Consider the following 14,014-nt stretch of genomic DNA (forward strand, 5'->3'; position numbering starts at 1 on the left):
TCCTTAGTGTATTTTTATTAAATTCTCTTGAAATCACCGCTTTGGGGGTGGAATTTTCATTTTTATCTATATTTTTACGCGTTTTTATAAATAATACAATTTTAAATTGTGATATTTTGGTATTCTGGCTTTACATAAAACATTTAGTGGATATATAAAACACAAAACGTATTTTAAATTATCACGCGTAGCTAAAATTATTAAACAGAACGCGTGTTTTGTGTTTTTAGAGAAGGGGAAGAAAGTTTGTAGAAAATTATGCTTAAAAATCATTTCTCTTTATGTCGTTTTACAACGGTTATTTTTTTCATTGTATATAATGCTGATGCAGGTGAGATTTCTTCTGAGAAGAAGCTATATTCATGTAACGAAAGTGCTTCATTTTATCGCTGTAATGATGGTAAAATGCATGAAATTTCCAAGAAAACTTATCAACTTATGGGTGAAAGTTCTGATGCTGCCATAGAGGCATCAGGGGAAGATACAGTCATTGAGGGAGAGGCTATAATTATTAATGGTGTTTCGAATGCAAATGGCCCTTCAGAAACAAACGCTTGGACAACAGCTGTAAAGTCCTCAAATGGGGGAGGCGTTGCTCTATTTGATTCCATGTTAAATGACGTGTCGATAGGGGCCGATGTTAATGATGAGGGAGCTTTTGAGATGCAGGATGGGGTGATTAAAGCAACCAGAATGGGGATCAGTGTTGCTGGTAAAGGGGCGTTTGTTGCTTTGACCAAGACAGAGATTAAGACATCCTCTGATGCGATAGGTCTTTTGAGTTATAATGGTGCAAAAATTTATATGAAAGGAGGTAAAATTAACTTTGCTGATGGTATTGCTGTTCAAACAGGAGGAGAAGGAGAAATTAATTTAGAGGGTGTTTCTATTACTGGGAGGGGGAAACAGGGGACAAATACAGATAATCATCGTGAAAGTTCTGCTTTTAGTATGCTTCAGGGGGAAGGCTCTCTTAATTTCCAGAAGGGAAACGTTAATGTTAACCATGCTCATGGCATTGTATTGCAGGGGAATAATAATAATGCTGCTCATATCAAATATTCCAATATTTTTGTGAGAGGGAATGCATTTAATGGCATGCGCTTTTTTTGGGAAGCTGTCTTAAATGATAAAAAAACAATTATACCTGGAAAAGGGGCTGTCCATTTGACAAAGACAACTTTTATGGCTCCAGAAAGTACGGCTATTTATAGTCGCCAATTTGAAAGTTCTATTAAACTCTTACAAAATTCAAAAGTTTCTGGAGATTTGCTCTTGAAAGCTGTTGAGCGCTCCAATGTAAAGATTGAGGCCGATGCTTCTACCCTTGTAGGAGGCGCACATGTTGATGACAGTTCTACAGCTAAGATAGAGTTAAAAAATGGTTCAAAGTGGATTTTATCGCGACCAAAAGTTGACAAATTGCAAAATTCTGCTGCTTCTGGTTCTAATTTAGGGGACTATTCCTTTATTTCATCAGTCAGTCTTACGGATAGTTCTCTTATTTTTGAAGAACTAAAATCCAAAACGACAGATGGTTATCAGGCACTTCTTATCGGAAAAGGATCAGGGACTGTCTATCGTACACAAGGCGATGCGCGTCTTTATCTTAATGCATATTTGGATAAAGGGGGAGCTTTGCAAGAGCAAAAAACGGATAGGCTTTTAATCAATGGTGATCTTGAAGGAAAAACGACAGTCCATGTGTATAGTGTTCCTGGAAGCCCAGGGGCTTTGACGGGAGATGGTGGTAACGATCAGGGGATTTCCATTATTCAGGTTTATGGAAAAGCCGCTGAAGATTCTTTTCAGTTAAATGGGGGGTATGTCACACTTGAAGCTTCTCCCTATCAGTATCATCTTAAGAGTTATGGTCCAAGCTCTTCTTTAGGGGCGGCAGATTCCAATCAAAGAGTGCTTAAAAATACTGGAACATTTTGGGATTTCCGCCTCGAAAGTCAATTTGTTGATTCTACTAAAGTTTTTCCTGTTCTTGATGTCGTTGTCCCTCCTTCTTCTGATGATATTCCTTCTTTTCCTAAAATTCATCCTAATATTACTGGAGGTGAGGATAGTTCTATTGATTCTAACTCTCAGCAAAAACCTCAGGAGCCAAGTCTTTCTTCTCCTGTAGATTCTCCTGATAGGGATTTCCATCTTACGACCACACCCAATGTACCTGATGTTGTTGTGCTTGAGATCCCCAATTCTCCTTCCTCTCTTGCACCTGTTGATCCTGCTATTTCTGAATCTAATCCGGTTGTACCACCTGCATCTGGTTTGCCTGTTCCGCCGCTTGTTTTACCCACTCCTTCTGTTGTTACCCCAGTTGCATCTGGTTTGCCTGTTCCGCCGCATGTTTCACCCACTCCTTCTGTTGTTGCCCCAGTTGCATCTGGTTCGCTTGTTCCGCCGCATGTTTTACCCACTCCTTCTGTTGTTGCCCCAGTTGCAACCGGTTCACCTGTTCCGGCATCTGTTTTTGAGCCTTCTTCTCATTTTGAGCCAAATGTGAGAGTCGTTGTTCCACAGGTTCTGACTTATATTCTTGTGCCAAATACCTTATTTTATGCTGGATTGATGGATATCAGTAATCAAAACAAGCAGTTGCAAGCGCTGCGAACTGTTTCTGGTCGGTTATTGAAAAATGATGAAAATTCCGCTGTGTTTTTGCGCGGTTACGGTGGACATCATTATTATACTTCAAATTTATCTGCACTTAAATATGGTGATTATGGCGGTGAGCTTGATTATAATGCACTAGAGGCAAGTATTTTACTCAAGAAAATCGAAAGTGCATACAGTACGACATCCTTTGGGATTATGGGAAATTATGGCAAGCTTTCTTTGCTGCCACGAAAGGTTAAACAAAGCCAAGAAAGTATATTTGATAAATGGACAATCACAGCATATGGAAGCATGCAGCATGATACGGGTCTTTATATGGATGGTCTCTTTTCTTATGGTTTGTTTAATGGAAATGTTCTCACACTTGAGCGAGGTAAAACGGCTGCATTGAGAGGTAAGCCCCTAAGTGTTTCCTTAACTGCTGGTAAAACGTTTATGATAGGCAGCCGATATTTTATTTTTGAACCACAGGTTCAGTTTGTTTATCAAAATCTCCAGTTTCATAAGACTCGTGATATGGATAATTTTGATATCGATATGCGAAGCCCAGATCATTGGGGGATGCGTATTGGTGGGTATTTAACGAAGACACTTACATTTACTAAAGATAAAGATGCACATGTTCTTTCATTCTATGGTAAGCTTCATTTCATTCGTAGTTTTGATGATAAACAATTTGTATATTTTAAAGATGCCTTCCAGCTTGGTTCCTTTGGGTCTTCTTTAGAAGCTGGATTTGGTGTTTTTTCGCAATTATCTCCAAAAATTATTTTTCATAGCGATCTGATTTATCAGCATAAATTTACGAATACCGGCTTTTCTGGAACGCATTTTTCTGGTGGATTAAGCTATCACTTTTAATTGTATCTTTCTTTAATACATCCTTTGTGAAAATCGTGAGCACAAAGCATGGTTTTATTGTGTTATTTTTCTGATTTTTGACTTTACATATAACACAAAACGAATCATATGTGGCGATACGTAATAAGAATAATAAGTAGATAAACTAGATGTGTCTTTTCAGTTTTTTATGAGGAGAAAATAAAGAAAGTTTAGACTAAATTATGATTAAAGTATTAAAGCGCCATGTGTGTGTTCTCTTATGAGCTCTATTTTTTTCTTCGTGCACAATATAGATGTGAGTGCGGAAGATTAGAAACCCTCATGTAATTCTTTTTTTAAATCGTATTCGTATGATACAGTTGATGTTGCTCGTACTTTTGGAAGTTGTGATAAGTTATATAATTGAGTGGATTGGATAGGAGCACTACAGATGTTATTTTTACAATACAATCTCATAACATAGTTATTAAGCCTGAAAAAAGTACAAGGAAAAAGGTGTTTCAGGAACTGGTGGAATTTTAGAATTAAATAAATCTGAGAAGATGATATCAGTAGTGATTGTGTCAAAAGACAATAAAACTTCTTTTAAAAAGAGTTCTATTACAGGGAATGGCGAAACGAAAAGTGGTAGAAATGCCACGTTATCTCAATCTGTTTTTGGTGTGAAGCAGGGCGGTTTTTTCCTTTAATGAAGGTAAGATTCAGGTTTCTGCTGTTCATGGTATAGAGGCAGGAGTTCTGCTCAATGCGGTTTAGGGTACACATCACACTTTGAGCTTTGGAATAATGGGGAATGATGGAAAAATTTCTCTACAATCTCAAGATGTTAAAGAAAGAAAAAAGTATATTTGATAAATGGTCTATTACAGAATATGGCAGCATGCAGTATGATACAGGCTTTTATATAGATGGCCTTTTTCTCTATGGTTTATTTAAAGGAGATGTTTTCACGCAAGCAAGAAGCAAGACAACAACATTAAAGGGAGTACCTTTGAGTGCTTCATTGATTGCGGGTAAGTCATTTATGACAGGGCATAAAGGGGTTGTTTTTGATCCGCAGGTTTAGGTTATTTATCAAAAGGTGTGGTTTGATAAGGCGTCTGATATTGATGGTTTTGATATTGAAATAGGAAAATTTGATTTGTGGGTGATGCGTGTTGGCGGCTCTTTAAGAAAGACGCTTGCTGCTTCTGAAGAGGCTCCTGTTGTTTCTTTCAATGGAAAGCTTCATCTTGCCAATAGTTTTGGAGGAAAACAACGTGTACAGTTTGGAGATGAATTCCAATTAGGGGCTTTTGGTTCTTCTTTAGAAGCTGGGATGGGATTTAATGCCAAATTATCTTAGAAATTTGCACTGGGTGGAGATATAAATTATCAGCATAGACTGACAAAGCAGGGTTTTCTGGAGAAAGTTTTTCTGGTAGCTTACACTATCATTTTTAGTTATCTATGAAGTATAGAATAATTTATATATAAGTATATTAATAATTAAATTAACTATTTATTTTATATTATGTATTTTACAATATACATTATTTGATTTTTCTTTGTTAATAAATGTGGGGTAGGAAGAATGATGATAAATGTATTTTATAATCATACATTTTTATGCATTTTTACAACAGCTATTCTTTATTTTTTGCAAATTTCCCATTTTGAAGCTGCTGGAAGTTTATGTGATCCAGAGGCTCCATTTTATAAATGCGATGATAGAAAAACACACTTTCTCACAGATAAAGTTTATTACTTAAAAAAATCTCAGGAGGCTGCGCCTATTGCAGCTATATATGTAGGAAAGCAAGGCACAATTGTTAATGCGTCTCGTATAACTGTTACGGGTGATAATCCAGATGAAATATCTCAATATGGTGCATTCGTACAAGATAGCGGAAAGCTTATTCTAACGGATTCAAATTTTAAGGATATCCCCGGTCTTCGAGTTCTAAATGGAGTTATTCAGATGAATGACGGGAAGATTGAGGGAACTTCGCACGCTATTTATGCATCAGGCAAAGAGACGGATGTTGCTTTAGTTCGTGTCAATGTTGAGATTAAACCAGACAATTTGAATGCGAATGGTATAGGGATTGTAAGTGGTCTTGATGCATTTGTTAGGATGTCAGGTAGCACTGTTACTTTTAATGAGATTGGCGCGTTTTCAACAAAGTTTGGGGGGAGATATCTTCTCGATACCATGACGATTGAGGGAAAAGGAAAAAAATACACTGCTATAGTTGATAATGAAAGTGTCGATAAATTACCAGAGGCTTTTGACATATTTCAAGGTGGTGCTGTTCAATTGAGGAATAGTTCTATTGTACTCAATGATATGCATGGCTTTTTGATTAAAAATTTTTCAGCTTTTGTAAATAGTAGAGGCCAGCCTATTCAAAATTATGCTCTATCAGACATTTTAAAGAAGACAAATATTGAGATTGAGAACTCAAATATTTCTGTGCAGGGAAAGGGGGGGTATGGTCTGTATTTTAATCTATTAGATCCAAACACAGTGGCCGAATATTATGGACAAAAAGGTGTTTCAAAAGAGCCAAGAATCACTCTGGGAAACGCATCTGTTCGTTTAAAAAAGACAATTTTCACAGTTCCAGATGGTACAGCTATTTATGTTACTGGGCAGGGCGGTTATGGAGCTAGTGTTTCTCTTGATTTATCAGAAGCAACAAAGATCTCTGGTGATTTGTTATTAAAAGCTGAAAAGAACTCTTCTATATCTATTAAAGCAAGCGCTTCTTCCCTTACAGGGGGTGCGCACGTTGAAGATACTTCTACTGCTAGATTAGTCTTAACGCGTGGTTCGACTTGGTATCTCACAAAAAGCAAATACAAAGGTTTGCAGGGTTCTTTTTTTACAGATTCATCACTTTCATCTGTGAGTCTTTCTGATAGTACATTTATTTTCAATCGGGATGTATCCAGCGGTTATCAAACATTGCGTATCGGGAATAAACGATACAAGGAGGCATATAATGCGGAGGGTAATGTTCAGATTAAGCTCAGTACGTTTTTGAATGATGATGGTTTGTTTGATTCTCAAAAAACCGATCGTATTTTGATCGATGGGGATGTTTCCGGCACTACACTGCTCGTGATGGAAAATTTTTCCAAAACTTCAGAAAAGGAAGCGAGTGGTGAAGGAAGAAACAGTATTTCACTTATCCAAGTTTCTGGATATGCGCGTGAAGATTCTTTTAAACTAATGGGCGATTATACTGCAATAAATGGTTTGCCTTATCAATATCGTCTTCGTGCTTATGGCCCAAGTTCTTCTTTTGGAAAAGCTGATCCTAGGAATAGATTAGTTGCAGGAGATCGGGATTTTTGGGATTTTCGTCTCGAGGGTATTTATATTAGTCCTAAACAAGATTCTTCTACGATTTTACCTATTCCACCTTCACCTTTTGCGCCGGTAGATCCTATACCTACAGACCCTGTTCCCACTCCATTACCTACACCTATTACACCAACACCTTCTCCGTCTGCGCCCTCTGAGCCAAGTGATCCTGTACCTACAGATCCTTCCTCTTCTTCCTCTGTGCCTGTTACACCAACACCTTCTCCGTCAGCGCCCTCTGAGCCAAGTGATCCTGTACCTACAGATCCTTCCTCTTCTTCCTCTGTGCCTGTTACACCAACACCTTCTCCTACTCCGCCTGTTCCTGTTAAGCCTGATATTCAGCCCGAACTGGGAATGAGGGCTGTGGTTCCGCAAGTGCCAACTTATCTCCTCTTACCAAATGCTTTATTCCATACTGGCTTGATGGATCTTGCCTCTCAAAATAAAAAATTGAGGGCAATACGAAGCTCTTCTAGAGGTTCTTTGAAAAGTGATGAAAAGACGGTCTTTTTTCTGCATGCTTATGGTGGTAGCCATCATTATACTTCCAATTTATCTGCTTTTGAATATGGCTATGGCGCTGAGCTCGATTATAATGCATTCGAAGCAGGTGTTTTGTTAAACGAGATTGAGAATTTATACAGTCGTACATTCTTTGGGGCTTTGGGGTCTTATGGAAACCTTTCTCTAGCCCCTCAGGATGTTGAACAAAGTAGAAAAAGCGCATTTGATAAATGGTCTGTTGCTGCTTATGGAAGTTTACAGCATGACACGGGTTTTTATATAGACGGGGTATTATCGTATGGACTTTTTAAGGGAGATGTTTTGACCCTAGCACGGGGCAAGGTTGTGGCGTTAAAGGGAAAACAGTTTAGTGGTTCTTTAACAAGTGGCAAAACGTTTGCAACAAGGTATAAAGGTGTTGTTTTTGATCCGCAGATTCAGATTGTTTATCAACATCTTCAGTTTAATCCGGCATATGATGTTGATAATCTTGATGTTGATTTAGGAAAATTTCATCAATGGGTGGGGCGTGTTGGTGGGCGTTTAAGCAAGACACTTAATGTTTCTGAAGAGGGACGTGTCGTTTCTTTTTATAGTAAGCTTTCTTATTTGCATAGTTTTGAAGATAAGCAATTTGTTTCTTTTAAAAACGATTTTCAGTTAGGTTTTTTTGGTTCTTCTTTAGAAGCAGGTCTTGGTTTTAATGCGCGTCTTTCTTCAAAACTTTCTCTTCATGGAGATGTAACTTATCAGCATAAATTTAAGAAAGTTGGTTTTTCTGGAGCGAGTTTCTCTGCTGGATTGCGCCATCTTTTTTAAAATAGGTACAATATGTATTTTTATATGAAAGGCAGAAGATTTTTCTGCCTTTCAATGTATTAAAATTTGTTTTGCTTCAATCAATATAGTTACTTTTGATATAAAAGATTACAATAGATTCTTTCTTTGATTTATGATTGAGGATGCCCATTATATACTTTCTTCTATGCGATGAGGAATTTTTCTAAAATTTTTGATGTTATGATATGGGGACAAATTTCATTGTGAATGTGAGAAGCTTGAATGCTGAATACTTGTGGCATAATCTTTCAGAAAAGACGATATTGATGGTTGTTTTTTAAATATAAAGTATATGAGGATTGATTTTAGGCATTTTTCTTAAGATGAGATAGTTATTTTTGTCTATTTCTTTATTAATTTTTATAGATAACAGGTTTAGTCTTTATGAGCTTTATGCATTGTTTTGAATTTTGTTTTAGAAATTTATGCACGTTTATATCATTTAATATGCTATTTGTTCCCTTTTTTAGGATATTTACTTAAGAATTTTGGATAAATAATTGTTTTTAGAACAAACAGAGGGAGTTTGAAGTCAAGTTATAATAAAAAGTAAAGTATGCTTATCGTGTTTTTACGGTTGTTTTTTTGTATATGATAGGTTCCAGAGAAATTTTGATAAGATACAGTGTATTATTTTCATTACTGTAATAAACGGATGTCATCATTTTTTTTTCAGCATTCAATACTTTACAGATTTTAGCGCTCGAGAATGTTCATAAGAAGCAATCCTACTTTTTTCAAAAGTCCTTCTTTACATGCTAGCTTCGTTTGTGATGGACAAGGAATTAATTGATGAAATATAAACAGGTTTGAAATGAAAGAAATTTATAATATTCAGTTTTTATTCAATATGTAGACTGATGAATGAGCACTCTAAATCATTGATGAAATTTTCCTAAACCAACATCAATATTATCAACATCATATGCCGGATTAAACTGAAGATGCTGATAAACAATCTGAATCTGCGGATCAAAAACAACACTTTTATACCCTGTTGCAAACGTTTTGCCACTTGTTAAAGAACCACTAAACTGTTTACCCTTTAACGCTACAACCTTGCCTCGTGCTAGGGTCAAAACATCTCCCTTAAAAAGTCCATACGATAACACCCCGTCTATATAAAAACCCGTATCATGCTGGAAACTTCCATAGGCAGCAACAGACCATTTATCAAATGCGCTTTTTCTACTTTGTTTAACATCCTGAGGGGTTAGAGAAAGATTTCCATAGTTCCCCAAAGCCCCAAAGAATGTACGACTGTATAAATTCTCAATCGTCCTTTAACAAAACACCTGCTTCGAATGCATTATAATCGAGCTCAGCGCCATAGCCATATTCAAAAGCAGATAAATTGGAAGTATAATGATGGCTACCACCATAAGCATGCAGAAAAAAGACCGTCTTTTCATCATCTTTCCAAGAGGAATGAAAAGCATTCCGCATTGTCTCTAACGTCTTATTTTGCGTGATCATATCCACTAAACCAGCATGAAATAAAGCATTTGGCAAAAGAAGATAAGTTGACACTTGCGGAACCACAGCTCTAATTGGAAGATTAGACTGAACATCAAGCGATATAGGAAGATGAGACGAAGAATCTAAAGAGTCAGAAGCCTCAGAAGGCTTTGGTTCAATAGGGGCAGAAGCAGAAGGACCAGAATCCGGAGATGAAGGAGATGCCGGAACAGAGGGCGGTGATAGAAACTGCATGAAATGATTATTCAATGGAATTTTCTAGGCAAGAAACTGAAGTGTAGAAGACTGCTAGTAGGAAACTTTGCTCTTTAGAGGGGGAAATCAAAAAAATTTATTTAGGAAAATAGTGTTGTATTCCATTCTTCTGATCGTAGGAATAAATAGTTGTCTCAATGATGGTATAAGCTATTTTTTTCCGAATTTTTAAGAAAAATATTTTTGTGGAAGTATGTAGCCTATATAGGTGTGTATAGGGAGATGGGGTTTTCGGTCTTAGGGGTGATGTTTTTACTCTTGTATAAGGGTAGAAATGTTAAAAGGTTAAAACACATGTTTAAGGTATTTTCTTGTCTGAAGGGGGGAGGAAAGATTTAATGATTATGAAGATTTAGGAGACTTTGGGGGGAGACTAGAGAGGTAGGATTTCTGAGAGCTCTAAAGATGCAAGGGGAATTAGGATTTCTGGAGGATTGTATAGGCATTTTTATCAGCGATGGTTGTGCTTGGTGGTGCTTAGTTTAATCAGTGATATTGATTATACCACATTCACCATTTTCGCTACCAAAGGTGAGGTTTTGCCCTGCTTGATCCCAGTTGAGTGCTGAGATAGCACTTTTCCCATAACCTTTTAGAAAAACCTCTTTTCCATCGTGAAAATATGCCGCTAAAATCATTCCATCGTTGAAGCCTATTGCTACAATTTCTTTTCTTGGGTGGCATGAAACGGTGCTAACAAGCGCATTTGCTCGTGTGCCCAGTTCTAATGGTGTTTTTCCCATGGGGCCATCTTTTGTATGAAAGGGCCAAACAATTGCGGCAGAGGCACCTGATGTTGCTAGCCATTTTCCTTTTGCACTCCAAGACCAGCTTTTGACTTTGCTTGGGTAGCCACTCATGCGGAGATGCTGATTATCAGTGAGACGCCAGCCGTGTAAGGCGTTTTCTTGCATTGTGGAAATGACATAGCGGTTGTCTGGTGAAAAGGTGACACCACAATGAGCTCCTTTCCAGACCAATGTGGTGGGAGATATTTGCGTTGATAACCAATGAAGAGTAACACCATTGTAATGGGCAACAGCAAGTCGTAAACCTTTTGGGGCAAAAGCGAGTCCTTCTACACTGCGTTCATGTGTGAGTTCTTGTCGTTCTTTTCCAACATGCACAAATGCAAAACGTGAGGAGGAAAAAGCAAAAGCTTTTTGTGGACCAAAAGCAACGTTGTTTATCCATTTGCGTTCTTTTTGGTTTAGCACTTCTGTATGTCCCGCTGCGGTTGTTTGACAGACTTTTCCATCTTCTCCACCTGTGATGATCGCGGTATTGTCATGGGAAAAATGACTTGAAATTATTCCTTTGTGAACTTCAAAGACTTGTGGGGTTGGATTTAAAAAAACAATGAAACCTTCTACGGAAACAAAAGCTGGTTTATTGTCTATAAAACCGCAGGAAAGGCAATAACTTTTGAGATCATAATGGGTAATGTTTGGCATTATCATTCACTTAGGCGCAATTTTCAAAACCTGTTTTTAATTTTTCAGCATCAAGAGAGCGTCCTATAAAAACAAGGCGACTTTCTCGTTTTTCACCTTCACGCCATGGGCGTTGATGTTGTCCCTCAAGAAGCATGTGTATCCCTTGAATGACGTAACGATCATCATCTCTTTGAAAGGCGATAATGCCTTTGAGACGCAAGATATCAGGCCCTTGTTGCTGCGTAATCTGTTGGATCCAAGGGAAAAACTTTTCTGGTTGCAGAGCACCTGTTTTTAAACTTACAGAAGTGATGGTAATATCATGAATGGGGGATGCATGATGATGATCATGATTACAATCGGGACCACACACATGGGGGGCATGTTGGTGTGTATGTTCGTGATCGAGAAAATGAGGTTCATGATCGAGAGTCCGTTGGAGATCAAAGAAACCACGATTGAGGAGTGTCTCAAGAGGGATATTGGCGCGCTGTGTTGTATAGAGTATAGCGCGAGGATTAATTGCAAGAATGAGCGATTGCGCGTGTGCACGTTCTTCTTCGCTGACAAGATCAATTTTGTTTAAAAGAACGATGTCAGAGAAGGCAATTTGCTCTTCAACTTCACGGCTTTTTTTCAGTTGAGAGGGCAAATGCTTTGCATCAACGATCGCTATGACACTGTCGAGAGCGGTTTTTTCATGGACCGTATCATCCATGAAAAAGGTCTGTGCTACGGGAACGGGATCTGCAAGCCCTGTTGTTTCTATAATGATCGCATCAAATCGATGAGAACGTTGCATCAGACTTTCCAGAATGCGAATGAGATCACCACGCACGGTGCAACAAACACAGCCATTATTCATTTCATAAATTTCTTCATCTGATTCAATGATCAGGTCATTATCAATACCAATTTCACCAAATTCATTGACAATGACGGCATAACGTTTGCCATGATTTTCACTGAGAATGCGGTTGAGAAGGGTAGTTTTTCCTGCACCAAGATAGCCTGTGAGAACCGTAACGGGAAGTTTTTTTGGTTGTGTCGTTTCCATGGAGAGACCTTTTATTGTTCTTTATTGCCATGTGTTTATGTTAAATCGATTGATATCATCAAGTAAATCACGAAGCTGAGACAGAACATGAGAAAAGATTGCTTCACCGGCTTGTGGTGTTGCTTTGCTTGCGTTTCCTGCCGCACCTTGCGTATTTAGATCTCGCATTGTCCAGCCAAAGGCATGAGGACCATAAGCGCGTAAATACCGATAATTGGCAATCATATCCGCCTGTTTATTATGAAAATTTGTTGCCTTTTCCATATGGACTTTTTCTGGTGCTAAATAGAGCATAAGAGAGGTTTCGATAAAACCTCCATGGATATCAAGATGTTGCTGAGACGGGTCCATGAGACCTTGTGGCAAACCAAAACGGCTCCAGCTTGTTGCTACAGCGAGCATGGAAAGGCGCCTTCGTAATTCGGTGATAACAATGCTCATTAAAGGTGAATTGCCTCCGTGAGCATTGAGAAGAAGAAGACGGTTGATCCCTTTGTGATAACAGTTTTCACCAATCTTTATCCATCGCTCGATAGCGTCGGAAAAGGTAAGGGTTTGTGTGCCTGTAACATCCATATGTTCTATTGAATAGCCAATCTTTTCAACTGGTAAAAGTGCAATATGAAACTGCTCTTTTGTTTGTAAAGTGAGGGTTTTTGCAAAAGCTTCAGCAATAATCCAGTCGGTTTCGAAGGGAAGGTGCTCTCCGTGATATTCGTGTGCGCCCAAAGGTAAAAGAGCGAGAAAAGGCGTGTTAGATACCATAAATTATTGCCCAAAAGAGAAGTTAACACTGACAAAGCGATCAAAGGTGCTGTCACTATTTAATCTATCTATAAGAGAAACGCAAATAGGCGTCTTTTTACATCACATATGGATGCATAAAAATGAGAGCTTTGTTAAAAATAGAGAAGCTTTTATTGAGCAAAACCAACGCAATTTTTTCTGTAAGTTGCATATTCTTCTTTTTACTATAGAGCAAGTATAATCAAAGTATTTCATTTGTTGCGATAGTACAGACTTTGTTTTCAATCAGGATCTCTAAAATCTTAATTAAAGTATCTGTATATTACAAAAGAATAGAAATGTTTGTTGATTGATTTTATTTTGGATAGTGTCTTAACAGACTTTAGTGTTCATGAGAAAAAATGAATATAAAGAGAAGAATTTACGTAAGATGAACTTGCGATCTCAGAGAGCTCGATGAGTTTAGAAAATGATTCAAGAAGAAATACCGTTGGATACATGATAAACAGAACGCCATTGTGTTGCACATTGACACGCTTATTTTAAAGAAACATCTCGCAACGCACCCAATCCCATTTTACGGGGCGTTTGTGAGTGGTATAATGGTAAAGCCTCATAATATAAAATCTATTGTACTTCACTATCCTTACATTTTTAAAGTAAAAAGTGGCTCCACCATTCACTTTGCCAGTTTTCAATATTGTGTTAACAGCGCTTGATAGTTAAAATATCTCATAAGTGATATTTTCCTTCCTTCAGGTGTGTTTACACATACATCGATTTCGTTTGTGATTTGCCAGCGAAGAATTTTGATTGATTCAATATAAACAGAGTTAAAATTAAGAAAACCTTATAATAGTCAGCTCTCTC

The 14,014-nt window shown here is 37.7% G+C and carries 5 protein-coding genes and 2 pseudogenes; 3 read left to right on the plus strand and 4 right to left on the minus strand.

From position 1 onward, the window contains the following. The first annotated feature begins 258 nt into the window (after window positions 1-258). From ACFIK6_RS06770 to ACFIK6_RS06780, 3 genes and pseudogenes are all read left to right on the plus strand, one after another. Window positions 259-3,489 (plus strand): autotransporter outer membrane beta-barrel domain-containing protein, encoded by a 3,231-nt coding sequence (locus ACFIK6_RS06770; protein WP_375642320.1) that lies wholly within the window; start codon window positions 259-261, stop codon window positions 3,487-3,489. Between the two features lie 699 nt (window positions 3,490-4,188). Next, window positions 4,189-4,914, plus strand: a pseudogene (locus ACFIK6_RS06775) (autotransporter outer membrane beta-barrel domain-containing protein); the annotation flags it as partial. 133 nt (window positions 4,915-5,047) lie between these two features. Then, entirely contained in the window at window positions 5,048-8,149 is a 3,102-nt protein-coding gene (locus tag ACFIK6_RS06780; RefSeq protein ID WP_375642336.1) for an autotransporter outer membrane beta-barrel domain-containing protein, read from the plus strand. Window positions 8,150-9,051: 902 nt separating this feature from the next. Here the strand turns inward: ACFIK6_RS06780 and ACFIK6_RS06785 are convergent. From ACFIK6_RS06785 to ACFIK6_RS06800, 4 genes and pseudogenes are all read right to left on the minus strand, one after another. Further along, window positions 9,052-9,871 (minus strand): annotated as a pseudogene (locus tag ACFIK6_RS06785) (autotransporter domain-containing protein); the annotation flags it as partial. A gap of 515 nt (window positions 9,872-10,386) precedes the next feature. Beyond that, window positions 10,387-11,358, minus strand: coding sequence for a WD40 repeat domain-containing protein (locus ACFIK6_RS06790; RefSeq protein ID WP_375677487.1), 972 nt, complete (start codon window positions 11,356-11,358; stop codon window positions 10,387-10,389). A gap of 10 nt (window positions 11,359-11,368) precedes the next feature. Next, a complete protein-coding gene (locus ACFIK6_RS06795; protein ID WP_375642322.1) occupies window positions 11,369-12,397 on the minus strand; it encodes a CobW family GTP-binding protein in 1,029 nt (342 codons plus the stop codon). 21 nt (window positions 12,398-12,418) lie between these two features. Next, complete coding sequence (locus ACFIK6_RS06800; RefSeq protein WP_375642323.1) at window positions 12,419-13,162, minus strand: creatininase family protein; 744 nt, start codon at window positions 13,160-13,162, stop codon at window positions 12,419-12,421. Between the last annotated feature and the right edge of the window lie 852 nt (window positions 13,163-14,014).

This window comes from Bartonella sp. AS69XJJH (assembly GCF_042195585.1).
Classification (GTDB): domain Bacteria; phylum Pseudomonadota; class Alphaproteobacteria; order Rhizobiales; family Rhizobiaceae; genus Bartonella.